19 protein-coding genes are annotated in these 24,943 nt (G+C 66.0%); 9 read left to right on the top strand and 10 right to left on the bottom strand.

Annotated features, from left to right (window positions below; all coding sequences use genetic code 11):
- Positions 1-52: 52 nt before the first annotated feature.
- Together lexA and WC704_RS09825 are read left to right on the top strand one after the other, a co-directional pair.
- Positions 53-724 (top strand): transcriptional repressor LexA, encoded by a 672-nt coding sequence (gene lexA, locus WC704_RS09830; protein ID WP_372889738.1) that lies wholly within the window; start codon positions 53-55, stop codon positions 722-724.
- Positions 725-784: 60 nt separating this feature from the next.
- Positions 785-1,249 carry a hypothetical protein gene (locus WC704_RS09825; protein WP_372889737.1) on the top strand — a complete coding sequence of 155 codons (465 nt, stop codon included), beginning with the start codon at positions 785-787 and terminating at the stop codon, positions 1,247-1,249.
- Between the two features lie 122 nt (positions 1,250-1,371).
- On the opposite strand, the gene WC704_RS09820 is transcribed toward WC704_RS09825, so the two are convergent.
- Entirely contained in the window at positions 1,372-3,600 is a 2,229-nt protein-coding gene (locus WC704_RS09820) for a ComEC/Rec2 family competence protein (protein WP_372889736.1), read from the bottom strand.
- Positions 3,601-3,643: 43 nt separating this feature from the next.
- Between WC704_RS09820 and gltX the strand changes: the two genes are divergently transcribed.
- From gltX to WC704_RS09805, 3 genes are read left to right on the top strand one after another with little or no spacing between them, the layout of a single operon-like run.
- Positions 3,644-5,116, top strand: a complete 1,473-nt coding sequence (gene gltX, locus WC704_RS09815; protein WP_372889735.1) for a glutamate--tRNA ligase — start codon at positions 3,644-3,646, stop codon at positions 5,114-5,116.
- A 20-nt stretch (positions 5,117-5,136) separates the two neighbouring features.
- The gene (locus WC704_RS09810) at positions 5,137-6,423 is read left to right on the top strand and encodes a citrate synthase (protein ID WP_372889734.1); all 1,287 of its coding nucleotides are present in this window, start codon (positions 5,137-5,139) and stop codon (positions 6,421-6,423) included.
- Between the two features lie 11 nt (positions 6,424-6,434).
- Complete coding sequence (locus tag WC704_RS09805; protein ID WP_372889733.1) at positions 6,435-6,614, top strand: hypothetical protein; 180 nt, start codon at positions 6,435-6,437, stop codon at positions 6,612-6,614.
- Positions 6,615-6,644: 30 nt separating this feature from the next.
- Here the strand turns inward: WC704_RS09805 and WC704_RS09800 are convergent, their stop codons facing one another.
- Positions 6,645-8,141, bottom strand: coding sequence for a protoglobin domain-containing protein (locus WC704_RS09800; RefSeq protein ID WP_372889732.1), 1,497 nt, complete (start codon positions 8,139-8,141; stop codon positions 6,645-6,647).
- Between the two features lie 180 nt (positions 8,142-8,321).
- Here WC704_RS09800 and WC704_RS09795 point away from each other — a divergent pair, with 180 nt between their 5' ends.
- On the top strand, positions 8,322-9,941 hold the full coding sequence (locus tag WC704_RS09795) for a DUF6311 domain-containing protein (RefSeq protein ID WP_372889731.1): 1,620 nt from the start codon (positions 8,322-8,324) through the stop codon (positions 9,939-9,941).
- On the opposite strand, the gene WC704_RS09790 is transcribed toward WC704_RS09795, so the two are convergent.
- Genes WC704_RS09790 through WC704_RS09775 form a run of 4 tightly spaced genes read right to left on the bottom strand, consistent with a single transcriptional unit; the run spans position 9,929 to position 13,981 of the window.
- Complete coding sequence (locus WC704_RS09790; RefSeq protein ID WP_372889730.1) at positions 9,929-11,329, bottom strand: sensor histidine kinase; 1,401 nt, start codon at positions 11,327-11,329, stop codon at positions 9,929-9,931. The two genes, WC704_RS09795 and WC704_RS09790, sit on opposite strands and share 13 nt — an antisense overlap.
- Positions 11,326-12,441: a DUF2336 domain-containing protein gene (locus WC704_RS09785; protein WP_372889729.1), complete on the bottom strand. Its 1,116-nt coding sequence runs from the start codon at positions 12,439-12,441 to the stop codon at positions 11,326-11,328. The genes WC704_RS09790 and WC704_RS09785 overlap by 4 nt, the downstream gene beginning before the upstream one ends.
- A 35-nt stretch (positions 12,442-12,476) precedes the next feature.
- The gene (locus WC704_RS09780) at positions 12,477-13,637 is read right to left on the bottom strand and encodes a hypothetical protein (protein WP_372889728.1); all 1,161 of its coding nucleotides are present in this window, start codon (positions 13,635-13,637) and stop codon (positions 12,477-12,479) included.
- Between the two features lie 50 nt (positions 13,638-13,687).
- Entirely contained in the window at positions 13,688-13,981 is a 294-nt protein-coding gene (locus tag WC704_RS09775; protein WP_372889727.1) for an Hpt domain-containing protein, read from the bottom strand.
- Between the two features lie 82 nt (positions 13,982-14,063).
- Here WC704_RS09775 and WC704_RS09770 point away from each other — a divergent pair, with 82 nt between their 5' ends.
- Positions 14,064-16,373, top strand: a complete 2,310-nt coding sequence (locus WC704_RS09770) for a hypothetical protein (RefSeq protein WP_372889726.1) — start codon at positions 14,064-14,066, stop codon at positions 16,371-16,373.
- Positions 16,374-16,400: 27 nt separating this feature from the next.
- Here WC704_RS09770 and WC704_RS09765 read toward each other — a convergent pair whose 3' ends face one another.
- From WC704_RS09765 to WC704_RS09750, 4 genes are all read right to left on the bottom strand, one after another.
- Positions 16,401-16,814, bottom strand: coding sequence for an Hpt domain-containing protein (locus WC704_RS09765; protein ID WP_372889725.1), 414 nt, complete (start codon positions 16,812-16,814; stop codon positions 16,401-16,403).
- 152 nt (positions 16,815-16,966) lie between these two features.
- Complete coding sequence (der, locus tag WC704_RS09760; RefSeq protein WP_372889724.1) at positions 16,967-18,364, bottom strand: ribosome biogenesis GTPase Der; 1,398 nt, start codon at positions 18,362-18,364, stop codon at positions 16,967-16,969.
- Between the two features lie 66 nt (positions 18,365-18,430).
- Complete coding sequence (locus tag WC704_RS09755; protein ID WP_372889723.1) at positions 18,431-19,174, bottom strand: NUDIX hydrolase; 744 nt, start codon at positions 19,172-19,174, stop codon at positions 18,431-18,433.
- A complete protein-coding gene (locus WC704_RS09750; RefSeq protein WP_372889722.1) occupies positions 19,171-20,019 on the bottom strand; it encodes an oxygenase MpaB family protein in 849 nt (282 codons plus the stop codon). Before WC704_RS09750 ends, WC704_RS09755 begins: the two co-directional genes overlap by 4 nt.
- 220 nt (positions 20,020-20,239) lie before the next feature.
- On the opposite strand from WC704_RS09750, the gene WC704_RS09745 reads away from it, so the two are divergent.
- Positions 20,240-22,042, top strand: a complete 1,803-nt coding sequence (locus WC704_RS09745) for a CocE/NonD family hydrolase (protein ID WP_372889885.1) — start codon at positions 20,240-20,242, stop codon at positions 22,040-22,042.
- Positions 22,043-22,107: 65 nt separating this feature from the next.
- Complete coding sequence (locus WC704_RS09740) at positions 22,108-24,918, top strand: bifunctional YncE family protein/alkaline phosphatase family protein (RefSeq protein ID WP_372889721.1); 2,811 nt, start codon at positions 22,108-22,110, stop codon at positions 24,916-24,918.
- The last annotated feature ends 25 nt before the right edge of the window (positions 24,919-24,943 follow it).

Genomic DNA, 24,943 nt, shown 5'->3' with positions numbered 1-24,943 from the left:
ATTTTTCGTTCCGTATAGGTTCGTTGTCTGTTCCCACGAAAGGGCCCGAGCGATGCTAACGCGCAAGCAGCATGAGCTGATCTGCTTCATCAACGACCGGCTTGATGAGACCGGGGTGTCGCCGTCGTTCGAGGAAATGAAGGAAGCGCTCGACCTCAAATCCAAATCGGGCGTCCACCGCTTGATCAGCGCGCTTGAGGAGCGCCAGTTCATCCGCCGCCTGCCCAATCGCGCCCGCGCGCTCGAAGTGCTGAAAATGCCCGAGCGTGGCACCAACACCCCGACCAAGGCCGCCGCAGTGCCGGCCGCCAACGTCCGCGCGATGCCCGAGCCCGCCAATGACGTGATCGAAATCCCGCTGCACGGCCGCATCGCCGCCGGTGTGCCGATCGAGGCGTTCGAGGGTGCTTCGATGCTGGCGGTGCCTGCAGCCTTGCTCGGCAGTGGCGAGCATTATGCGCTGGAAGTCGCCGGGGATTCGATGGTCGAGGCCGGAATTTTGGATGGCGATTACGCGCTCATCAAACGCCAGGAGGTTGCGCGCGATGGCGAGATCGTTGTGGCGCTGATCGAGGAGAGCGAGGCGACGCTCAAATATTTCCGCCGCGAAGGCGCGATGATCCGCCTCGACCCGGCGAACCGGGCGTATGACCCGCAACGCTATGCGCCTGCGCAAGTACGCGTGCAGGGCAAGCTGGCGGGAATTTTACGACGGTACGATTGAGGGGGTGTTGGCGGATTTCGCCCACTTGCGAACATCGCCTTCCGGTGACAGTCTATCCCGATGAAGGTGTTAGCACCCTTGGCGTTGTTAGCGGTGAACGCAGCGCCTGTTGACCACCCACGCAGCTATCTTCTTTCGGTGGGGAGGCTGGCTCTAAAAGACGACGAAAGCATCAAAGAGTTCTCTATCGAGACTTGGGGAGTTGAGTTTAATGCGGTGTGCCGCATACCCGGAGGCTGGCGAATAAAGGCCGGGAATAGTGCTACTCCGGACGGGGAACTTGACGGAATAGGAAGCCAAGGGGCAACGTGGTTCAGTCACCGCAGCCCGAAAGAACTTCAAAAATTCGTTCTGGTGACGCTTTATGGCCCGGTCCAGCAAGAGGATATTGGTTCACCTGACAATGGTGTTCCCGCTACTTTCAAGGGCACGGCAACGATCAGCACCGACGATGGTGATCTGAAACGTGCTCTGACATATGAGAATATAACGCTCACTCCGGCGAACAAGTGCCCTCGCCGCTAGCGTCAGCTAACCGTCAGAATGCGTCGCGCCGTGCACAGGGATGTCCGTTCAGATCTGCGCCTGTCGTGGTTCCAGATATGGCGCCTGATGGACGCTTCGCGTGCACGCAATCGGCAAACCCGCTATTGGCGCTCGGCCTTCGCACGATAGCTGCGCCCCCTCCTACCAAAGCGCCCGTGCCGCCCCTCCAATACCGGCACCGTCACCCACGGATGCCGGTCGCCCGCATGGCGCACCGTGCGCACCGATGCCGTACCCAGCGCGATCGCCACGCCGCCGCTGCGCGCCAGCGCCGTCCGGTCGAGCCGTAGCCAGCGCGGCGTGCAGCGGCGCGGCAAGCGGCGTTCGCTGATGACGATGTCGGCCTCGACGCAGGCCGCGATCAGATCGGCTGCGGGGACGAGATAGGCGCTGCGGGTGGCGAGGATGCGCCAGTCGCGCCCACCCGCGCGGCGCGTCATCAGGCACAAGTCGCGGCTGCAGCGCGCCTCGGGCTGCTCGGACATCAGCACCGGCAAATCCTCGATCCCGCCATTTTCGGCCAGCATGTCGGCGGTGTAATCACCCGTGCGATCACGCAACAGCGCCAGATCGCCCCGCGCGGTGCGGATCGCGACATGACGACCGTCGCCCGTCACCAACACATCAGGGGCAGGCGTCAACAGCGCCCACAGCGCGCCCGCCGCAAGCGGCAGCAGCCCCAACCGCCGCCAGCGCGTGCGCCACAAAGCAAGCCACAGCCCGCCTGCCACCATCAGGCCATAGGCCGCGCCCGGCATTGCTGGCAGCGGCGCGACCGATCCCGGAATGGCGGTGGTGGTGTGGGCGATCCACAGCAGCAGGTCGAGCGAGCGCGCCGTCGCCCACCAAAGGGGTGCGCCCGCGCCGACGCAATCGAACAGCAGCGCCAGCGCCTCGAGCGGCATCGTCACGAAAGTGGTCAGCGGGATCGCCACGATATTGGCGACCGCGCCGTACACCCCGGCTTTCTGGAAATGGAATAGCGAGATCGGGATCAGGGCGAGTTCGACGACGATGCCGGTGAGCAACAGCGACGCCAGCCCGCGCACGATCCCCGCCCGCCGCGATTGCTCGCGCGGGGCGAACCAGCCGCGCACCATCGGGTGCTCGTTGAGCGCGATGATCGCGGCGACCGCGGCGAAGGAAAGCTGGAAGCTCGGTCCCGCCAGCGCCTCAGGATAAAGCAGTAACACCACCACCGCCCCCGCCGCGACCAGCCGCAGCGTCAACGCCTCGCGCCCCAGCGCCAGCGCAACGAGCACGAACAGTGCGGCGACGCAGGAGCGGATCGTCGGCACCTCGGCCCCGGTCAGCAATGTGTAACCGATCGCCGCCAGCGCGCCCGCGCCCGCCGCGATCAACGGCAAGCGCCAGCGCAAGGCCAGCCACGGGCTGAGCGCGAGCAGCCGCATTACCAGCACCATCACCGCACCCACCGCCGCCGTGATGTGCAACCCGCTGACCGACAGCAAATGCGCAAGACCCGAGCGCCGCATCGCCTCATTGTCGGCCATCGGGATGCTGCCCTGGTCGCCTGTGGCAAGCGCGGCGGCAATGCCCCCGGCCCCGCCCCCGCCCGCCCGCGCCTGAATATGCTGTGACAGCCGCACGCGCAGCCCCGCTTCCGCCGCCGTACCCCCGCCAGTGACGATGCGGATCGGCGCGAAGCCACGCCCGGTCGCGCCGATCCCGTCAAACCAGGCGGTGCGGGCATAATCATAGGCACCGGGCACGGCGGGCTCGGGCGGCGGCATCAACCGCGCCGACAGCAGCAGCGTCGCCCCCGGCACCAGCCCCGTCGGCACATCGGCCTCGGCCAAATTGACGCGCAGATGCGCGGGCAGCGTCGGCAATGGCTGCGGAGCCCCGCGCCGCTCGGGCACCGCCAGCACCCGGATCGGCGCCAGCCGCACGCGCACAAGGCCACGCGCCACCAGCGGCTCGACGCGTTCGACGTGCGCAGTGAAGGTCGCGATCGTCGGCCGCGCCAGTACGCCCGACGCGACTCGTTCGGCACGCGCCCAAATGAGCGCCAGCCCCAGCAGCACGCAAAAGCCCCCCACCGCGACCACGCGCGCCGCGCGCCCATGCCGCGCCAACGCAACGCCGCCAAGCGCCGCCGCCAGTGCCAGACATGCCGCCGCACGCCACGCCGCCGGATCGGGCAGCATGAACCACAGGGCGATCCCCGCGCCCAAGGCGACCGGCACCCACAGCGCCAATTGGTCGCGCTCCGCCTCCAGCCATTGCTCCAGTCCGGCATTGACGGCGGCAAACCCCCGAAGCACGCCGATTTGAAGCGCGGGAAGGTGCGTGCTAGGGGCGCTCAAGGCTGATCCGGCCATCCATCCTCAAGTCTGGGAGCATGCGCGATTGAGCGCAATATCTGATCCTGCCACGGCCCCCGCCGTAGGCACCGCCACCACCCCGACCGACGCCAAAGTCGTCACCCGGTTCGCGCCCTCGCCGACCGGCTTCCTGCACATTGGCGGCGCGCGCACCGCCTTGTTCAACTGGCTCTATGCCCGTCATCATGGCGGCAAGTTCCTGCTGCGGATCGAAGATACCGATCGCGCACGCTCGACCCAGCCCGCGATCGACGCGATCCTGACGTCGATGCGCTGGCTCGGGCTCGATTGGGACGGCGAGGAAGTGTTCCAATTCTCGCGCGCTGCGCGCCATGCCGAGGTCGCCTATCAATTGCTGGCGGCGGGCCAGGCGTATAAATGCTTCGCCACCGCCGACGAACTGACCGAAATGCGCGAAGCGCAGAAGGCGGCGGGCAAGCCGATGCGCTATGACGGGCGCTGGCGTGACCGTTCACCTGACGAAGCGCCCGAGGGCGCGCCGTTCGTCGTGCGGCTGAAGGCCCCGCGCGAAGGGGCGACCACGATCGAGGATCGTGTCCAGGGCAGCGTTACCGTGCAGAATGCCGAGCTCGACGATTTCGTCCTGCTGCGCTCGGACGGTACGCCGACCTATATGCTGGCGGTGGTGGTCGACGATCACGACATGGGCGTGACGCACGTCATCCGCGGCGACGACCATCTCAACAACGCCTTCCGCCAGCTTCCCATTATGCGCGCGATGAACGTGATCGAGGGCGGCTGGCCCGATCCGGTCTATGCGCACATTCCGTTGATCCACGGATCGGACGGCGCCAAGATGTCCAAGCGGCACGGCGCGGTCGGGGTCGATTTCTATCGCGAAGAGTTGGGGATTCTGCCCGAGGCGCTGGAAAACTATCTGTTGCGACTCGGCTGGGGGCATGGCGATGACGAAGTCATCAGCCGCGCACAAGCGATCGAATGGTTCGATCTTGACGGTGTTGGCAAGTCCCCTGCCCGGTTCGATCTGAAAAAACTCGAAAACCTCAACGGCCAATATATCCGCCAGGCGGATGACGTGCGTCTGGCTGAACTGGTCGCCCCGCGACTCGGCCATGATGTGAGCGCGGAACAGCAGGATCTTCTGCGTCGCAGCATGGCATCGCTGAAACCGCGCGCCGCCAATCTCAATGAATTGGCCAGCGGTGCCGGCTTTCTTTTTCGCACGCGCCCGCTTGAAATGGACCAGGATGCGGCGGCGCTGCTGTCGGGTTCGGCCCCCGCATTGCTCGCGCAGGTGCACGCGGCGCTTGACGCGGTCGAAGACTGGGATACGGAGGCGCTCGAAACTGCGGTACGGCAGGTCGCCGACGATGCAGGGGTCAAGCTCGGTCAAGTCGCGCAACCGCTGCGCGCGGCGTTGACCGGCCGCAAGACCTCGCCTGGGATCTTTGATGTGCTCGACCTGCTCGGGCGCGACGAGAGCCTGGGGCGTATCTCTGACCAGATGGCCGCATAGACGTCACGAAAGGACGACCGATGACCGACACTGTCAAGCTTAACGCCGCAGACAAGGACCTTGATTTGAAGGTCCTGCATGGCAGCGTCGGTCCAGACGTGATCGACATTCGCAAGCTCTATGCCCAGACGGGCATGTTCACCTACGATCCGGGCTTCACCTCGACTGCGAGCTGCGATTCGGCGATCACCTATATCGATGGCGATCAGGGCGTGCTGCTGCACCGCGGTTACCCGATCGGCCAGTTGGCGGAACAGTCGAGCTTCATGGAGGTGTGCCACCTCCTGCTCAACGGCGAACTGCCGACCAAGACCGAGCTCGACAAGTTCACCCACACGATCAGCCGACACACGATGCTGCATGAGCAGCTCGCCACTTTCTATCGCGGTTTCCGCCGCGATGCGCACCCGATGGCGATCATGTGCGGCGTCGTCGGCGCGCTTTCGGCTTTCTATCAGGATTCGGCCGACATCACCGATCCGCAGCAGCGCATGATCGCGAGCCATCGCCTCATCGCCAAGATGCCGACGATCGCCGCGATGGCGTATAAATACTCGATCGGCCAGCCGTTTATGAGCCCCAGGAACGACCTGAGCTACACCGGCAATTTCCTGCGCATGACCTTTGGCGTTCCAGCCGAGGAATATGTGGTCGATCCGGTGATCGAAAAGGCGATGGACCGCATCTTCATCCTCCACGCCGACCATGAGCAGAACGCGTCGACCTCGACCGTGCGCCTGGCCGGGTCGTCGGGTGCCAATCCGTTCGCGTGTATCGCGGCGGGCATCGCCTGCCTGTGGGGCCCCGCGCACGGCGGTGCCAACGAAGCGGCGCTCAACATGCTGCGCGAAATCGGCACGGTCGACCGCATCCCCGAATATATCGCGCGCGCCAAGGACAAGAACGATCCGTTCCGCCTGATGGGCTTCGGCCACCGCGTGTACAAGAATTACGATCCGCGCGCGACGGTGATGCAGCAGACCGTGCGCGAAGTGTTCGCGGCGACGAAGGTTTCGGACCCCGTGTTCGACGTCGCGCTGAAACTCGAAGAAATGGCGCTGAGCGACCCGTATTTCGTCGAGAAGAAGCTGTTCCCGAACGTCGATTTCTATTCGGGCGTCATTCTCTCGGCAATCGGCTTCCCGACGACGATGTTCACCGCGCTGTTCGCGCTCGCCCGCACCGTCGGCTGGGTCGCGCAGTGGAATGAGATGATCGCCGATCCGGAACAGAAGATCGGTCGTCCGCGCCAGCTCTACACCGGCCCGGCGCAGCGCGATTACGTCGCGCTCGACGCTCGCTCGTGAACGCGGTGAAGATGCTCGCCCTCGTGGCGGGCGTCATCCTGCTGGCCTTCGGCTTGCTGTTTGCTGGCCAGGGCCTCGGCATCATCATGTGGCCCGCGTCGAGCTTCATGCTCGCGCAGCGCCAATGGGCGGTGTACGGCGCGCTTATTGCGCTGGCGGGTGGCGCCTTGCTGTGGTGGTCGCGACGCTAAGGCGTCGCGGTCCAGCCCTGCACCCGTCGATCATTGCACGCGGCTGCTGCCGACCACATTGATACGGCCCTTGGCCCGCGCCGGGCGGCGTGATGCCGCGTTGTGCGATGCGGCGGGTGTCTCTCCGGTTTTGAACCGCTCGGTCTGCAGCGCCAGCGAGTCCACCTCGCTGGTGAGGTTGCGCGCAGCGGCAGAGGTTTCTTCGACCATCGCCGCATTTTGCTGCGTAGTGCGATCCATCGAGCTGATCGCGGTGGAAATTTCGCTCAGCGCCGATGATTGTGCGCTCGCGTCGTCGGCCATCGTGCCGAGCAGATTATGCACCTTGTCCACGTCCGCCGAAATATCGGTCAACGAAGTATCGACATTCTGCACCGCGTCGACCGCCGTGCCGATATCAGCCTGGGTCACGGTCAACTGGTCGCGCGCCCGCTTGGCCTCTTCCTCGGCGCGCATTGCAAGCGCCGAGACGAGATCGGCGACCACCGCGAAGCCACGTCCCGCTTCTCCCGCCCGCCCGGCCTCCACGGCGGCGTTCATGGCCAGAACGCGCGTCTGAAACGCGATCTTGTCGAGCCCCTCGATCACCGAATCGATGCCCTTGGCGCTCTCCCCGACACGGATCATCGCCTGCACTGCCTGATCCGCGGTCGCGCGACCGCTGGCGACGGTGGCGGTTGCCTGTTGCGCCCGGTCTACGGTCTCGGCGGTCGCAACGGCGGTCGCCTTCAACCGCGAGTCGATTTGCACCAATGCGGCCGATGTCTGTTCAAGGCTGGCGGCGGTGCCTTCGGTGCGGCGCGCCAAATCCTCCGACGCATGGGCGATTTCCGAGGAGCCGGTGCGGATGCCAGCGCTGCTCGCCATCACGCTGCTGATCAAGCCGCGCAACGCGGCGAGCGCATCGTTGAAGTTTGTTTCGATCGCCGCAAAGGCCGGCGGCATGTCCGCCACATCGCGAGTCAAATCGCCATCGGCCAGCGCGGCCAGCGCCTGCGAAAGGCCTTCGATTGCCTTGTTGCGCTCGACTTGCGCCTCTTCGAAATAAATCGAAACCGACAATTCCATGTCGAGCAGCGCGGCTTTGACGATCGCGCTGCTCGCATCGGCGGCGCTGGGACCGCGAAATAGCGACAGCAAACGCCGCCACGGCGACAGATGCCGCCCGATGCCACGGATCAGATTTTCGAGAACCAGCCCATAGGCCCCGATATACCAGCGCGGCTCCAGGCCAATATGGGCGTGAACGGCACCGATGCGGCGGACGCTGGCATGAAAATCCTGATCGAACGCGCCCGTCGCGATGCGCATCCAGTGGCTTTCCTGCGCACGCTTGGCATGGGCCATATGCTGATCGTCGCGAAAGAATGCGGCAGTTTCCGGAGTCTTTCGTGCCGTGTCGTAAAATCGGTCAAGGGCAGGACCGAGCAAAGCGCGAACGACGGGCTGGAGCTCGGCGAGAACCGCACGTTGCCGCTCGTCGATCGACATAAAATCGAGACGCGCTTGCACTTCCTTGTCGATCATTCGCTTTACCTTCTGCCGCGGGGTCAACGCAGGCACCCCCGCTTCATTTATAGACAGCAGAAAGGGATCGCAGGCATATCAGGATAAAATTACTGTCGGTTGCTTCCGAGGATTGGGAGCATTGCTCCTCAATTACCGTCCGTTAACCCTATCTTTGTGGCTTTTCGGTACGCGCAACCAATGCGCCCGTTTTCCCGTCCACTCATCGACCTGATGCTTGTTGTCGCGGGGGCGGTTGGACTGTTCGCTTTGTTCTTTCACCTAGCGATGCTGAATCCGCACAATATCGGCTGGTTGCTGACCGGCACCGACAATGGCGAAAACGCGCTGGGGCTGCACGCCTGGCTGAAGGACCCGCACGCACATGGCTTTCGCACGCAAGCGCTGAATGCGCCGGACGGGGTGAGCTTGCTCTTTACCGACAGCAATCCGCTGCTCGCCGTGCTGGCGGTGCCACTGACAGGACTTTTGGGTGGCGACATCCAGTTGGTCGGGCCGTGGTATCTGCTGTGCCTTATGCTCCATGTCGCGCTCGCCCGCGCGGTGTTGGTGCCCTATGCGCGCACGCCGCTGGCACTGTGGAGCGGCGTACTGCTGCTGTCGTTACTGCCAACGCTGTATGTGCGGGAGGTCCATGCCAATCTGTGCGCGCACTGGCTGATTCTGTGGGCGCTTTGGATCTTCATCGACCCGCGCCGCGCCGCCGATTGGCGCTGGTGGCTGGCCGTGCTGGGGGTGAGCGCGCTGATCCATAGCTATCTGTTGTTGATGGTCGCGGCGATTTGGGGCTCGGCGATGCTCGAACGGTTGGTGCGAGCACCCGGCGAACGCGGTCGGACACTGCTGGGCGCGGGCGTGGTGCTGGCGGTGGTCGCAGGGGTGCTGTCGATGCTGGTGGACCGTGGCGGCCTGATCTCTTCGGGCACGTACGGTCGCTTCGGGATGCCGCTCGACGCGCTGTGGAACCCGGCGATATCCGCCATGTCGGTCTTTCTGCCTGCCATCCCGCAAGCGGCGGACCGGCAGATGGAAGCCTTTCAGTATCTTGGCGCGGGGTTGTTGCTGTTGGTCGTAGCCGCCCCCATCCTGCACTGGCGGGCGGTGCCGTCACCAAGCGTCACCACTTTGCATCGGCGACTGTGCTGGCTCATCCCGGCGTTGGTCGTGCTGGCGCTGCTGGCGATTTCGAACCGCGTCGATTTGGCCGGGCGCACCGTGCTGACCATCCCGCTATCCGCGCAAGCGCTGGCGCTGGTCGATCCGGTGCGCGCATCGAGCAGGCTGTTCTGGCCCGTCGCCTATGTCCTTGCACTGACGGCGATTACCCAGGCGTATCGGCTGGCGCCACGCCGGGCCGCACTGCTGCTCGTCGGCGCGCTGGCGCTGCAGATGATCGATATGATCGGCGTCATCGGCTATACCCGGCATCAGACCGCCGCCGCCGATGCACCGGTGCGGTGGCGCATCACGCGCGATCCACGCTGGGCGAGCGTGATCGCGCAGGCAACCGACGTGACCTTCATGCCGCCCGACGCGACGCGGCAGCTCGATCTGTTTCAGGAAATTGCATGGCGCGCGGTTGACGCGCACCGACCGGTTCGCCTGGTCTATGCCGCGCGCACCAGCCGGGTGACGGCGGAGCGGCTCGCGACCGAATATCGCGCTTTCCAGCAAGGGCGGCTGGTGCCCGGTCGGCTCTATGTCATCCTGCCCAACACCCCCATTCCCGCCGCCGCGCGCACGCGACTGGCGACGTTGGACGGGGTGCGTGTCGTCCTGCCGACGGTTCAGCCGCGATAGGGCAGCGTAAACACGAAGCGCGCGCCCTGCCCAGGGGCGGAATCAACCGTGACGTCCCCGCCCATCGCCCGTGCCAGACGCCGCGCGATATACAGGCCCAAGCCGCTACCCCCTGCTTCGCGTGGATCGACACGTTCGAACTTTTCGAAGATGCGGGCCTGATCCTCGGGCGCGATACCCTTGCCCTGATCGGCGACGATCACCGCCGCGACATTGCCTTCGCGTTCCGCACGCACCCAGACCATGCCCTCGGGCGGCGAATACCGCACGGCGTTACCGATCAGATTGACCAGCACTTGCAGCGCGCGGCGGAATTCCCCGGTTGCGGCCAGTGTTTCCCCGAGCGACGGGCGGTCGATCCGCACCTTTGCATCCGACGCGCGAACCTGCAGCAGCCCCGCCGCGCGGCGCGCGACGTCGGCGAGATCAAGCGGTTCCCTGGCGACCACGAAATCGGGCCGCTCGATCGCCTGGAGATCGACGAGATCATCGACCAGCCCCATCAAATGCCGCCCGGCACTGGCGATGTCGGCGGCGTAATCGGCATAATCCTGCCGCAACGGACCTTCCGACTGGGCGTGAATGCTGTCGGCATTGGCGATGATCCGGTCGAGCGGTGCGCGCAGTGCCTGGTCCAGCCGCGCGGCAAAGGCGGTGGTGATCGCATCCTGTGGCGGTGGCACCGGTGCGGTCGGGGCGACTGCAGTCGGCACGACATCCTCCAGCACATGCGCCGCACCGATGAAGCCCGCAAACACGCCATTGGCATCGGTGCGCGGGTTTGCGGCCAGCCGCACGCGGTGCCCGGTGGAGCGGATCGTCGCTGGCTGATCGTCAAACCGTTGCTGCAGCGCGAGCCCGCCCAGGATCGGGAAGGCCCCGCCATCGCCCTCACCAAGCGCGAAAAAGCGAGTCAGCGGCTGCCCAAGCATCGCGCCGACATCAAATCCGTAGCGCGTGCCCGCGGACAAGGACAAGAAGGTCAAGCGCAGCGCACTATCGGTCTCCCACAGCCAATCGGCTTCGCTGCGCAGGAAATCGGTCGCGCGCTCTTCGGCGGCGGCGGCGGGATGCCAGGCCGCACGGCTCCGCCACCCGGTGATGTGCAAATGGACGTTGCCCGAAGCGGGGGCCGGATCGGGCTCAGCGCGGACCCATAATTCCAGGTCATCCGGGCCATCGGCAGCAATCACGCCGCGCGACACCAGAATGCCGAGCCGCTGCGCCAGCCGCGCGAGCGCCGCAATCTGCGGCACCGCCAGGGGCTGACCAATCGCTCCGCCGGCACGCGCGTTCAGATCGTGCAGCCGTTGGTCGGCCTCGACCAGGCGCCCGTCACGGTCAACCAGACCGCGTACCGGCGGCAGCATCGGTTCGCTCACGTTCATCGGCGTGTTCCCCGCCCCAGCGCAACCAACGCCGCGCGATAATCGCGGTGCAGCAACAATGGGGCAAGCGCATGGCGGGCCGTGGCGGGCGCGATGGCGACGATGTCGTCGATCCCGTCGGCGAAGCGGTCGACGTTACGGGCAGGATCGGCATCGCACAGCGCGAGGCCGATGCGCGCGATCGCCGCGCGATCCAGTTCGAGCGCGCGCAACACCAGCCACAACCGCTCCCCGTCGGTGTCGAGCACGATTTCACGCGCGTCGGCATATTCCAGGCCCAGCGCGCGCGCGAGCAAGGCGATGAACAGCGACAGCCGCCGGTCGGCCAACGCCTCAACCAGCAGAACGGCAAGTTCCTGCGCTTGCGGGTCGAGCGCACTGGCGAGACGCAGCGCGGTCGCCTCCAGCCGGTCGCCCTCATCATGCGCGGCAATGCTGCGCAGCGCCGCATCGACCAATGCGCGATCGAGCACCACATGCGAGTCGTCGACCACATCGACAAAACCATCGCGGAGCGCGGCGGCAACCCACCAGATGACGCGGTGATGCAATTCGGCGGGAAGATCGGTGGCCGCAGGCTGGCCCGGCGCTGCCGGGATGCGCCGGCGGCTTTCCGCCGTCAGCAGCGCCGCGGCGCTGCCTGCAATGACGGTATCGGGGGCGGCGGTCAGCCGGGGGAGCAGGCTTGGTTGATCGGGGTCCTCGGGCGATTCGCCGGCGAGCGCATCGGTCAGCAGATCCTGGCGGACGCGTCCAAGCAGTTCGCGCATCAACTCAGGGTCGCGCAACATCCCCGCCGCCGCCAGACGCTGAAACGCCGAAGCGTCATCGCCCTCCATCGCCGTCGCCAGCGTCGCCGCGTCGCGCGCGACCAGCAGACGGGCGGCGTGATGACGCAAGGCGCGCTCTACCGCCTGGATAAGATCGCCGAGCGTGGCGGCCAGGGCGATGCGCGTACGATCATCAAGCCGCGCGGTATCGTCCAGGAAGAAATCTGCGACCGCCACGTGCAACCGATCCTCGGCGCGCGCGTCCGCCGTCGCTGCCCGGGCGAGCAGCGCCGTGACGCCCCAATGGGCACCGTCATCCATGTCGCCACATTCATTCGACATGACCTCGGCAATAGAGCGTTGTCGTTAAAGCGAGACTAAGGCTTTTCGCGAAAGCCCTCAATGGCGATCGCCAACGTTACAGTCGCGTAGAGCGCGGCGACGCCAAGCGCGGCCAATGGCTGTCCCAGTGCCAGCAAGGGAAGCAGGACCAGCGGATAGGCCGCCGGGCTCGCCCACAACCGGCGAACCTCCGCCGAACCGGCAGCACGTTCCAGCAGCGCCGCGATAATGACCAAGGCAAGCGCGAGGATCAATCCCGCCGGTCGATCCGCGCCATAGCCGATCAACACCGCGGCGACCGCGACAATCGCCGGGGTGGCATAACAAGCGATGTGCGCCACGGTGCCTTCATCGCGAACCCAGGCGAGCGCCGCCGCGATGTTGACAAGCACGATCGCGAAACACGCCACCACCACCCCGATTGCCGGGTGGCCCAGAAAGATCGCCAGCCCCCCACCGAGCGCGGCGGCTACTCCGGCGGCGAGCACCGCCAGCGTGCCGACGCTGCGCGTCATCAGCGGCGGCAGCGCCAGCCGAACCAGCGGGGCCAGCAGGAAGCGATCGGCCCAACGCGGCGGCTTCGCCACCAGTGCCGCAACCGTGCCGTTGCCGCGCGCGGCCAGGGCCTGCGTGCTCCGCTCGATACTGTGCCCCGGGGCCATTTGCGGATCGAGCCGGACTTGATCGGCACCGGCTTGCGCGGCGACCCGCAGCAGGGTTGACTGGAAATCATAGTCGCGCGGCATCGCGGCAACCTCGGCAATGCGTTTGCAATCGAGCAACGCAAGGCCCGCCCATGCGACATTGGCACCGACGCGTTCATAGCGCGGATCGAGCTGATCGGTGACGAGCAGCGTGTCCTGCGGCGCGGCGGCAATCGCCTGCACCACATCGCCCGTCGTCACCACCCCGTCCGCGACGACCAGCACGCGCGCCAGCGGATGCAGTTTTTCCAGCGCTTCGCGCGCGCTGCGCACCGCATCGACCGAGACGCCGCGCCGCCCGATCCGGCTGATCGCGCCCAGCAATTCCGGGGTCATGCGTGCCACCACGAGAAGGATATGCGTCGCCCCCGCGGCGACCAGCAGGCGTGCCTGGAACTCGATCAGCGTCAGCCCGCCAAAGGGCAGCGTCGCAGCGAGCACACCCGCGCGATCATCGGCATCTTCGGTCGCAAAAATCAATCCAGCCAGCATTGCATGGCTGTTAGGGCGTTGAGCCGATTAAGGCAAAGCCCGCAAAACGATCACAGCCGCTCCACCGCGCGCCGCAGGCGCCGCATCAGCGCGGGATCGTGCGCCGTCGCCTCAGCCGCTTCGGTCGCGATCGCCATCAGGCGGATCGCCCCGAAACTGGCCGCAAGCCCGCGCATCCGCCACGCTGCGGCACTCCACGCCTCATCGCCCTGCGCTTGTTCGAGCACGGCCAATCCGCGCTTTACGCTTTCGAGAAACGCGTCGCGCAATTCCGCGATCAACGCGGGCTCATCGCCCACCGCCGCCGCCAAGGTCGCATCGATTGCACCGGGATCATACGCCATTCCGCAGGTCTATCGCGCGATGCGTTAAGACAAGGTTTCGGTATTCGCTTTGCGCTGGCCACTTTCGTGGTAAACAGGTGCAATGAACGGGGGTTCTCGCATCATAGACCTGCGGCCGCACAGCGCCGCGCCACCCGCCGAAGCCGACGCGGAAGAGGCTGTAACGGTGGCAGAGGCTGCGCCCGTGCAAGAGGACCCCATCGAACTGACCGACATCGTCGAGGATATCCCACAGCCCCGGTCGGTGTCGTGGCTGGCGGTGTTTGGCGGCCTCGTCTCGCTGGGCTGGGTCGGCGCGATGGTGTGGCTGTCGCGCGACAGTCTGGCGGTGCTGACGCCGCCGGCATTGGTCAGTTTTGTGGCCGGGCTGTGCGTACCGCCCGCGTTGATTGGCATCGTGCTGCTGCTGGCGTTGCGCACGAGCACCGCCGAAGCGCGGCGATTCGGGCGAACCGCGCAGGCAATGCGGGCCGAGGCAGCGAGCCTCGAGCGAACGGTTGCGGCACTCGCGCACAGCATCGAAAGCAACCGCGCCAATCTGGCCGACCAGACCAACGCCCTGATGGCCCTTGGCGATGGGGCAGTGTCGCGCATGGCCTCGATCGGATCGGGCCTGACGGCGCAAGTGGCAACCGCCGACGCCCATGCCACCGCGCTGGCGACGGCGGCAGACCAGGCTCACACCCGGCTGGAAGTGCTGCTCGCGCTGCTGCCGCGCGCGCACGGCGAAACCGACGGGCTGGCGCAATTGCTCAAGACAACCGGCATCACCGCCAGCGAACACGCCGCCGCACTCGACGCGCAACTGACCGCGCTGGCCGAACGGGGGCGTGAGGCCGACGCGGTGGCGAACGGCGCTGCCCAGAAACTTGCTGCGCACATCACGCGAATGGAAGTGACCAGCGAGACGGCGGGCGCACGGCTGGAACAGGTTACCGGCGACATGTCCCACGCGGTCGATGGTTTGCTCGGTCGCACCGCCGACGCGGTCGACGAAGCGCGCAAGGGGATCGCGGCGCAGGGCGAGGCGATGCTGGCGATGCTCGGCACCAACCAGGCCGCGCTCGACCGTGCCGCGCGCGACAGCGCCGAGGGCCTGGCCGCACGGATCGCCGAGATCGAAACCCTGATCGATCGCATCGCCGACCGTCTTGCCGACCAACGCGCGGCCAGCGACACGATCGTTCACGAAATCGACCAGGGCATCGTCCGCGTATCGGGCACGTTCGATACACTGCACGCGCAAGGGGTCGAGCGGGCGCAGGCACTGGCCGCGTCGATCAGCGCTCTCGGCAGTTCGGCGGATGCGATGACCGAGGCGCTCAAGACCGGCGACGAAATGGCAACCCACGCCATCGCCTCGACCGAACATCTGCTGATGGCGCTCGATTCGGCTGCGCGCGAAATTGACGAAACCCTGCCCGAGGCGCTGACGCGGCTCGACGACCGCATCGGCGTCAGCCGCAAGATCGTCGGCCAGGCAAAACCCGAATTGCTGTCGCTGGTGACGGCGGCGGAGAGCACGCATGACGCGATCGAGGCGATTGCCCATGTCATCGCGGTGCAGCGTGACACCGTAAACGAGCTGGCCGGGACGCTGCTCGACACGCTGTCCGACGGCAAGATCAAGGCCGATGCGCTGGGCGCGATGGTCGATGATACGATCGGGCGCACGCATCGCTTCGCCGAAGAGGCCGCACCACGGCTGGTCGAGGCGCTGCTGCGCGTGCGCGACACCGCCAGCGCCGCCGCCGACCGCGCGCGCGAAACACTGGCGAGCGTGATCCCCGAGGCGGCACAAGCATTGGAACAGCAAAGTGCCGCCGCCATGAAGCGCGCGACCGGTGTTGCACTCGAACAGCAAATCGCCAGCATCAGCGAAGCCGCTGACGCCGCCGCCGATGCCGCCGCGCGCATATCCGAACGGCTGACGCGGCAAATGCACGCCATCGCCGATTCGACCGCCTTGGTCGAAAGCCGCCTGGAGGAAGCCCGGGTCGAGCGCGAAAATGCCGATCAGGATACTTTGGCACGCCGGGTTTCGTTGCTGATCGAATCGCTCAATTCCGCCTCGATCGACATCGCCAAGGCCTTTTCCAGCGATGTCTCGGACAGCGCATGGTCAGCCTATCTGAAGGGCGATCGGGGCGTGTTCACGCGGCGCGCGGTGCGCCTGCTCGATGCGACCGAGGTGCGCGAGATTGCACGACTCCATGAAGACGACCCGGCCTTTCGCGAACAGGTCAACCGCTACATCCACGATTTCGAGGCGATGTTGCGGACGATCCTGTCGCAACGCGATGGCTCCCCGCTTGGGGTTACGCTGCTGTCGTCCGACATGGGGAAGCTCTATGTCGCGCTGGCGCAAGCGATCGAGCGCCTGCGCTCCTGATCTGCGCTGGCGCCGCCGCCGGGCTGGTTAGTTCGCGCGGCGACCGAAGGCCGGACGCCGCTCTACCAGGGGATTGGATTCGCGCTCCAGCATCGCCAGCGTCTTCTCGAACAGCGGGCGCAGCGCCACGATATCCGCCAACGCCTCATCGGGCGTGTCGCGGTTTTCAACACAGTCCCGGGCGATCGATTCGATCCGCTCGGCGATCGTACCGAGGGGCTCGGCCCCGAACTGGCGCGCTTCCCCCTTCAGCGTGTGCGCCGGAATCACCATCGCCGCCGCACTCCGCGCGCGCATCGCTGCCTCGATCGCGGCGACCGACTTGACACCATCCTCCCGGAAATAGCCGAGGATGCGGACAAAGCCCGCCCCCAGCTCGGCACGGGCTCGAGCAAACACGTTCCAGTCGATCAGGCCGTTCTCGTCGAGCGTCACCGTCATATCCTTCGCCACGCACCCTCACCCGAAAGTACGAGCTTGTTCTACCTGTACGAAGTAAACGAGCGGTTGACGAAGACGAGAATCATTTCGGTGGCGTTCCCACCAAGTTGCTGGCGTTGCGGGATAACTCCGGTCCGGTGCGTGCTCCGGGCTCAGCGATCGAACGGGTTCTTCGGTGCCCGTAAAGTCAGCCGCACCGGCACCGCGCCAAAGCCCAAATCGCGGCGAATGCCGTTGATAAGATAGCGCTGGTAGCTGGTCGGCAACTGGTCCACCCGCGTGCCGAACAGCACGAAGCCGGGCGGGCGCGTCTTGGCTTGCGTCAGGTAGCGCAGCTTGATGCGCTTGCCGCCCGGAGCGGGGGGCGGATTGGCCTCAACCGCCTTTTCGAACCAGCGGTTGAGTTCCCCGGTGCCAACACGACGCGACCAGGCGTCGCGGGTCTCGAACGCGACTTTCAGCAGCACGTCGATGCCCTTGCCGGTCGCACCCGACACCGTGAGCACGGGCATCCCCTTGATCTGGCTGAGCCCGTCTTCCAGCGCACCACGAATGCCGTTGAACAGGCTGGAGCCGTTTTCGGCGATATCCCATTTGTTGATCGCGACGATCAGCGCGCGGCCTTCCTGAAGGGCTGCATCGGCGATGCGCAAATCCTGCGATTCGAGCCCGCGCGTGGCGTCGAGCAGCAGCACGACGACTTCGGCGAAATCGATCGCGTGGAGCGCATCGGCGACCGACAGCTTTTCGAGCTTGTCCTGCACATTGGCGCGCTTGCGCATTCCGGCGGTGTCGATCAGGCGAACTTTGCGCGCATTTTCGCCGGGTTCGCGCTCGGGATCGTGCCAAACCCAGTCGACCGCGATCGAATCGCGCGTAATCCCCGCCTCGGGACCGGTAATCAGGCGATCTTCGCCGAGGATACGGTTGATGAGTGTCGATTTTCCGGCATTGGGACGACCGATGATCGCGAGCTTGAGCGGCGCTTCGGGGCTATATTCGCCCTCATCCTCGGCATGGGGGATATCGGCGCCATATTCGTCCTTGTCGGGCTCGATATAGGGCAGCAGCGCGTCGAACAGTTCGACCAGCCCCTCGCCATGTTCAGCCGACAATTCAACCGGATCGCCAAAGCCGAGCGACAGCGATTCGAGGATACCGTCGGCCCCTGCCTTGCCCTCGGCCTTGTTGGCGACAAGGATGACGGGCGTGGTCGATCCACGCAGCCAGCGCGCGATTTCCTCGTCGAGCGGGACGATGCCAGCGCGCGAATCGAACAGGAACAGGGCGACATCGGCTTGCGCGACCGCCGCCTCGGTCTGCGCGCGCATCCGTCCGGGCAGCGAGGCGGCATCCTGATCCTCATACCCAGCGGTATCGATGATGCGGAAATTGAGGCCAACCAGCGTGGCATCGCCTTCGCGCCGGTCGCGCGTCACGCCGGGGCGATCATCGACGAGCGCCAGCTTTTTGCCGACGAGACGGTTGAACAGGGTCGATTTGCCGACATTGGGCCGGCCGATAATCGCGACCACGGGGAGATTGGGCATGGCCGGTCCATACGCCACGCGCGCGCTTTCGTCACCCCCGTGCGATTCGGGGCCGGAACCGGGGTTCTACCCGCGCATCACCCCGGCAATCGGCTCCGAGGTGACCGGATAGCCAAGGTCGTCGGGAATACAGAGATGCTCGCCCCCATCGCGTTGCTCGATCCACGGCGTAACCGCGCGGATTTCGTGCGCAGCGGCATGGGCGGCGGCAGCGGCAAAGCTGTCAAATTGCGCCAGCCGCTCCAGATTGCGCCGCGTCGGGAAGATGATGCGTACGCGGCCCGCGTCGGCATCGTCGAGCACACGTTGCGCGGTCGACCAGAACACGCGGACATTCTCGGTATCGTCGACTACCGCCTCGGGCCCGTCCTGCGGGGCCTGCGCCAGATAGAAGCGTGTGTCGAAAATGCGCGCGGGCGCATGCGACGGCAGCCAGCGCGCGAACGGGACGAGCTGCGCGGGGTCGAGCGTGAGGTCGAGATCACGCAGGACAGCGCCCAGCGCCTCACCCCGGTGAAGCGCCGCGCGCAACTCGGCAAAGATGGCGTCGGGCATCGGCCGCAGGCCGATGGGCAGGCCAACTTCCTCAATCGTCTCGCGGATCGCGCCGATGCGGGCGGCCATATCCTCGGGCTCACCCCCCAATTCGAGCGCAAGCGCGCGGTCACCCGGGTCGATCCGCCCGCCCGGAAAGACCAAGGCACCCCCGGCAAACACCATCGCCTTGGAGCGTTCGACGAAGAGGAGTTCGGGCACCGCCCCACTTTCCCGGAACAGCACCAGCGTCGCGGCGGGAATCGCTTCGGTCATGCGCGGAACGCCCAGCGCAAGGTGCTGGCAATGCCGAAGGTGCCCGCGCGCAGCAACGGTCGGCCGAACTCCGGTTGGGCGAGACCGTGCATCGCGCGCGCCCAGCCCGGCAGCAAATCCACGCCCGCCTGCAAGGTCATCGCCTGAAACGGCCCCGCCGCGAGCGAAGGCGCAGGCTGATCGAGCACCACGCGCGCCACGTCGCGCGTGCGGGCGTCCACGCGCAGTTGGGGTCGCATCGCGGTCATGATCGCTTCGGCCTCGGCGCGGGTGTGCGGCACGGGCGACACGCCCAGCGGCTCGGCGATGCGCGCCATTTCGGCGACATAACGGTCCTGGTCGGCACGGCTCATCGTGGGTTCGCCATAGCGGATCCAGCCGTCGAGAAAACACAGCACCTCGCACACATGCACCCAGGCGAGCAGATCAGGGTCGCTCGCCAGATAGGGCGTGCCATCGGGCAAGGTGCCGCCAACACTGTCGTGGATTCGCCGCACTTTGGCGAGCATCGCCCGTGCGTCGTCGGGCGCGCCAAAGGTGGTGACCGCGATGAAGCGCGCGGTGCGGCGCAAGCGGCCCTGCATGTCCTCGCGAAAGCCCGAATGGTCCCACACCCCCGCCAGCACCTTGGGGTGGAGCATCTGTAGCAGCAGCGCGGCAATGCCGCCGACCAGCATCGACGTCACATCGCCGTGCACGCGCCACGCGACCGAATCCGGCGGGAACAGCGCGTCGGGGCTACGCACAACCGGTGTTTCGCCCCGCGCCTTGTCGTTAAACAGCGCGCGCACCTGCCCGACGATGAGCCCTTTGAGCGGACGAGTCAGGCGATCGGCTGGTGTCATGGATGGCATCGTGCCTGAAGGGTTGGGATGGCGATAGGGTCCGCGTCGAGCCGCACTCTTGGTTCCTCCCCGCCCTACCGCGAAATCGCTTCCCCGGCTTCGCGGTGCATGGCTATACCCTGGCATTACCCGTAATTATTGCGAGGCCCCATTGCGCATTCTTCCGCTCACGCTTGCCCTGCTCGCCACGCCCGCCTTGCTGTCGGCGCAAACCGCGCCGATGACGCCCGACACCGTCGCGGTGTATCAACAGGTCCGCCCGCAAGCCGATTACATCCGCCGCGAAGTGATGGTGCCGATGCGCGACGGGACCAAGCTGTTCACCGTTATCGTTATGCGCAAGGGCACGCACGGCGGCCCGATCCTGCTCAGCCGCACGCCTTATGATGCGGGCAAGGCAACGTGGCGCAACCCCAGCCAGAAGATCGAGGAAATCCTGCCGATCGCCGATGCCGAATTCGTGAATGACGGCTATATCCGCGTCTATCAGGACGTGCGCGGGCTGGGTAAATCCGAAGGCGAGTATGTCACGACGCGCCCGTTGCGCGGGCCGCTCAACCCCACCAATGTCGACCATGCCACCGATGCCTATGACACGATCGACTGGCTGGTGAAGAACGTGCCCGAATCGAACGGCAAGGTCGGCATCACCGGCTCCTCCTATCTCGGCTTCACCTCGCTAATGGCGCTGATCGATCCGCATCCTGCGCTCAAGGCCGCAGTGCCGCAAAGCCCGATGGTCGATGGCTGGGTCGGCGATGACTGGTTCCACAATGGCGCGTTCCGCCAGACCAACTTCGACTACATCGTCGGCCAGACCGCCAAGAAGGGCGGCGCGATCGCCGATGGCACCGGCGACGATTACGACGCCTATCTGAAGGCCGGATCGGCGGGCGATTTCGCGCGCGCTTATGGCATCGAGATCTTTCCGGCGGTGCGCAAGCTGATGGAGCACCCCGCATACGACCAGTTCTGGCAGGAACAGGCGGTCGACAAACTGCTCGCCAAGCGCACACTGACCGTACCGACGATGGTCGTGGTCGGCGAATGGGACCAGGAAGACAGCTATGGCGCACCTGCGGTGTTCAAGGCGCTGAAGGACAAGGACCCGAACGCGCCGATTTCGCTGGTAATCGGGCCGTGGCGGCATAGCGGCGTCAATTATGACGGCACCAGTCTCGGGGCATTGCAGTTCGAGGGCGATACCGGGCTACAATTCCGTCGCCACACGATGAAGCCCTTTCTCGACCGCTATCTGAAGGACACCCCCGCCGATACCGCGCCGACCCCGGCGGCCATCACCTATGCCAGCGGGATCAATCAATGGCAGTCCTTCGCTACTTGGCCCGCAGGCAAGGCGACCCCGCTCTATCTCCAGGCGGATAACAGCCTCAGCTTCACCGCCCCCGCCACGGCTGGCCAGGAACGCTATATCTCCGATCCGGCCAAGCCCGTGCCCTTCGTCACCCAACCGGTGCATATGAAGGATCGTGCGGTGTGGACGACATGGCTGGTCGCCGACCAGCGTTTCGTCTCCAGCCGCTCCGATGTATTGAGCTATCAGACGGCGGCGCTCGACAAGCCGGTGCATATTGCGGGCGCGCCGCAAGTCGATCTGTTTGCCGCCACCAGCGGCACCGACAGCGATTTCGTCGTCAAGCTGATCGACGTTTACCCGGATGAGAACAGCGCGCATCCGGCGCTCGCGGGGTATCAATTGCCGATCGGCATCGAAATTTATCGCGGGCGTTATGTGCACGGTCGCGCCACCCCCGCCGCGCTGAAGCCGGGCAAGGTGGAGAATTACAAATTCGGCCTGCCCAATGTGAACCATGTGTTCCTGCCCGGCCACCGCATCATGGTGCAGGTGCAATCGAGCCTGTTCCCGCTGTACGACCGCAACCCGCAGACCTTCGTACCCAACATCTTCGACGCCAAACCGAACGATTATCGCGCGGCGACGCAAACGATCGTCCACGCGCCGGGTGCCGCGAGCGCGGTGTGGCTGCCGGTCGTCGAATGAACGGAAACCGGTCTTATTACCGTAGCATGACGAGGCTAGGCCAAGCCGATTAGGAGACCTTGAAAATGCGCCGCTCCCTGATCCTTGCCTCAACCGCCCTCGCTTTGTGCAGTGCCGGGCGTGCCACGGCGCAGGAGCAGGGAACGGCGTTGCCGACGGGACAGACGCTGACCCCACTCGCCGCGCCCGGCGCGCGCTTCGCGCCGTTGGTGGCACGGACCGGCCCCAACCCAGCCTACATCGCCGATGGCGCGGCGGCGGTCGCGGTCAGCCCCGATGGTCGCGAGATGCTGGTGCTGACCAGCGGCTTCAACCGCTATAATGGCCCCGACGGGAAGCTCGTCCTCGCCCAATCGGGCCAATATCTGTTCCGTTACCGCATCGACGCCAAGGGGCCGACCTGGCTGCAGACGCTGACCGTGCCCAACAGCTATTCGGGTGTCGCCTGGTCGCCCGATGGCACGCGCATTGTGGTCGGCGGCGGGGTCGATGATGTCGTCCATGTCTTCGAAAAGAGCGCCAGCGGCACCTTCGCCAGCGTCGGCAAACCGATCACGCTCGGCCATAACAAGGCCGGTAACGGGGCCAAGGTGCTGCCGCAGGCGGCAGGCGTCGCGATCAGCCCCGATGGCACGCGCGCGTTGGTCGCCAATTATTACAACGATTCGGTCAGCCTGATCGACCTGACGCGCGGCACCGTGCTGGTCGAACAGGATTTGCGCCCGGGCAAGATCGACGCCGCACAAACCGGGGTGGCAGGTGGCGAGAACCCGTTCGCGATCATATGGCGCGATGCGACCCATGCCTATGTCTCGGCCCCGCGCGACCGGCAAATCGTCGCGCTGGAGGTGACAGGCGACGCGATCAAGGTCGGCACGCGCGTTGCCACGCTGGGGTCGCCAACCGCGCTGCTGCTCGATGCCAAAGCCCGGCGGCTGTATGCAACCGAGGACAATGCCGACCGGCTCGCGGTGATCGATACCGTGCGCGACCGGCTGGTGATGGAGCCGCGCATCGGGCTGCCCGATGCGCTGGGTGCGACGCCGGGCAAGGGCGTCAATCCCAACGGGCTGGCGCGCCTTGCCGATGGGCGATTGCTGGTGACCTTTGGCGGGATCAACGCGCTGGCGGTGGTGGCCCCGGTCGATGCAGGAATGCAGGTGCAAGGGCTGATCCCGACCGGCTGGTATCCGACTGCGGTCGCGGTCAGCGCGCGGGGCAACCACGTCTTCGTCGTCAACCGCAAGAGCCCGCCCGGCCCCAACCCGCTCGGCTGCGCGCCCAAGCTTGCCGTGCAAAAGGCGCAACCGACCGCGTGCGGGGTCGCCAACCAATATATCTTCCAGCTCGAAAAGGCCGGGCTGCTCGATTTCCCGCTGCCCGCCCCCAAGGCGCTGGTCGCAACGACGCTGCAAGTCGCGCGCAATATCGGACTCGACGCGGCCCCGGCGCGCGCTGCCGCCGAGGCACGAATGGCGCAGGTGCGCGCGCACATCAAACATGTCGTGTTCATCGTGAAGGAAAACCGCACCTACGATCAGGTGCTGGGTGATCTCGAAAAGGGCAATGGCGACCCCACATTGGCGATCCTGGGGCAGGCGCTGTCGCCCAATCACCATCAGCTCGCGCGGCAGTTCGTCACGCTCGACAATTTCTACGACAGTGGCGAACAATCCAGCACCGGCTGGACCTGGACCACCGCGGCGCGCGTGCCCGACCTGCTCGAAAAGAACGCGCCGGTAAACTATGCGCAGCGCGGCCTTGCCTATGAAGCCGAGGAAGCCGACCGCTCGATCTACACCGCGCTGACGCCAGCCGAGCGCCACGCGGTCAACCCCAAGGCACCGACCGACCCCGATGTGTTGCCAGGCCCTGCCTTGCTGACCGCGCCCGACGGCGATGATGATGCGAGCGCCGGGCAGGGCTTCCTGTGGAGCGCAGCAATCCGCGCCGGGTTGAGCGTGCGCAATTACGGTTTCTCGGATGCGTCGATCTATGACGCGGGCGAACCCGGCGCGAAGCCGCTGGAGCGCGAACCCGCCAAGACCGGCACGCGCATCTACACCCCCGGCGACCGCTTGCTCGCCAGCCGCAGCGACCCGTATTTCCGTGGCTTCGACCAGAAAATGCCCGATTATTGGCGGATGCTCGAATGGCAGCGCGAATTTGACGCCGCCGATGCGGCGGGCACGGTTCCCGCGCTCACGCTGTTGCGCCTGAGCCACGACCATTTCGGCGACTTCAAGGATGCGATCGACGGCGTGAACACGGTCGAAACCCAAATGGCCGACAATGATTATGCGGTCGGCCGCGTAATCGAGCGAATCGCCGCAAGCAAGGTCGCCGATTCAACGGTGGTGTTCGTCATCGAGGACGATGCGCAAAACGGGGCCGACCATGTCGATGCGCGGCGCAGCATCGCCTTCGTCGTTGGGGCGCATGTCAAACAGCAGGCGCTGGTGTCGACGCGCTACACCACCGTCAGCCTGTTGCGGACGATCGAGGCGTTGCTGGGGCTGAAGCCGCTGGGGCTGAACGACGCGCTGGCGCTGCCGATGGCCGACGTGTTCGAGCCTGGCGCGGCGCCCTGGAGCTACCGCGCAACCGCTGCCACGGTGCTGAAGACCACCGCCTTGCCCATCCCGAACGACCGCTACACCGTTGCCGCCCGCCCCTGCCCCACGCATACCGCCGATTATTGGGCGGAGGCGATGCGCGGGCAGAATTTCGCGCAGGAGGATCGGCTGGACACCGCCGCCTTTAACGCGGCGCTGTGGCGCGGGCTCGGCACTGGGCCCGAGCCGGTGGTGCGCAGCGGCGCGGATTTGCGGGTCGGTCGCACGCCTGTCGCGGCAACCAACGGGCCGTGTTCCTGACGACAGGGGCAAGCGGTGCCAGACC

This window comes from Sphingomonas sp. (assembly GCF_041661885.1).
In the GTDB taxonomy this organism is placed as follows: domain Bacteria; phylum Pseudomonadota; class Alphaproteobacteria; order Sphingomonadales; family Sphingomonadaceae; genus Sphingomonas.
This window is presented reverse-complemented; position numbering and strand designations above follow the sequence as displayed.

Bases quoted from the DNA above. Each gene is read 5' to 3' on its own strand.
- lexA (WP_372889738.1), top strand. From the start codon at position 53: ATGCTAACGCGCAAGCAGCATGAGCTGATCTGCTTCATCAACGACCGG.
- WC704_RS09825 (WP_372889737.1), top strand. From the start codon at position 785: ATGAAGGTGTTAGCACCCTTGGCGTTGTTAGCGGTGAACGCAGCGCCT.
- WC704_RS09810 (WP_372889734.1), top strand. From the start codon at position 5,137: ATGACCGACACTGTCAAGCTTAACGCCGCAGACAAGGACCTTGATTTG.
- WC704_RS09805 (WP_372889733.1), top strand. From the start codon at position 6,435: ATGCTCGCCCTCGTGGCGGGCGTCATCCTGCTGGCCTTCGGCTTGCTG.
- WC704_RS09800 (WP_372889732.1), bottom strand. From the start codon at position 8,141: ATGATCGACAAGGAAGTGCAAGCGCGTCTCGATTTTATGTCGATCGAC.
- WC704_RS09795 (WP_372889731.1), top strand. From the start codon at position 8,322: ATGCGCCCGTTTTCCCGTCCACTCATCGACCTGATGCTTGTTGTCGCG.
- WC704_RS09790 (WP_372889730.1), bottom strand. From the start codon at position 11,329: ATGAACGTGAGCGAACCGATGCTGCCGCCGGTACGCGGTCTGGTTGAC.
- WC704_RS09785 (WP_372889729.1), bottom strand. From the start codon at position 12,441: ATGTCGAATGAATGTGGCGACATGGATGACGGTGCCCATTGGGGCGTC.
- WC704_RS09780 (WP_372889728.1), bottom strand. From the start codon at position 13,637: ATGCTGGCTGGATTGATTTTTGCGACCGAAGATGCCGATGATCGCGCG.
- WC704_RS09775 (WP_372889727.1), bottom strand. From the start codon at position 13,981: ATGGCGTATGATCCCGGTGCAATCGATGCGACCTTGGCGGCGGCGGTG.
- WC704_RS09770 (WP_372889726.1), top strand. From the start codon at position 14,064: ATGAACGGGGGTTCTCGCATCATAGACCTGCGGCCGCACAGCGCCGCG.
- WC704_RS09765 (WP_372889725.1), bottom strand. From the start codon at position 16,814: ATGACGGTGACGCTCGACGAGAACGGCCTGATCGACTGGAACGTGTTT.
- der (WP_372889724.1), bottom strand. From the start codon at position 18,364: ATGCCCAATCTCCCCGTGGTCGCGATTATCGGCCGGCCCAATGTCGGC.
- WC704_RS09755 (WP_372889723.1), bottom strand. From the start codon at position 19,174: ATGACCGAAGCGATTCCCGCCGCGACGCTGGTGCTGTTCCGGGAAAGT.
- WC704_RS09750 (WP_372889722.1), bottom strand. From the start codon at position 20,019: ATGACACCAGCCGATCGCCTGACTCGTCCGCTCAAAGGGCTCATCGTC.
- WC704_RS09745 (WP_372889885.1), top strand. From the start codon at position 20,240: ATGACGCCCGACACCGTCGCGGTGTATCAACAGGTCCGCCCGCAAGCC.
- WC704_RS09740 (WP_372889721.1), top strand. From the start codon at position 22,108: ATGCGCCGCTCCCTGATCCTTGCCTCAACCGCCCTCGCTTTGTGCAGT.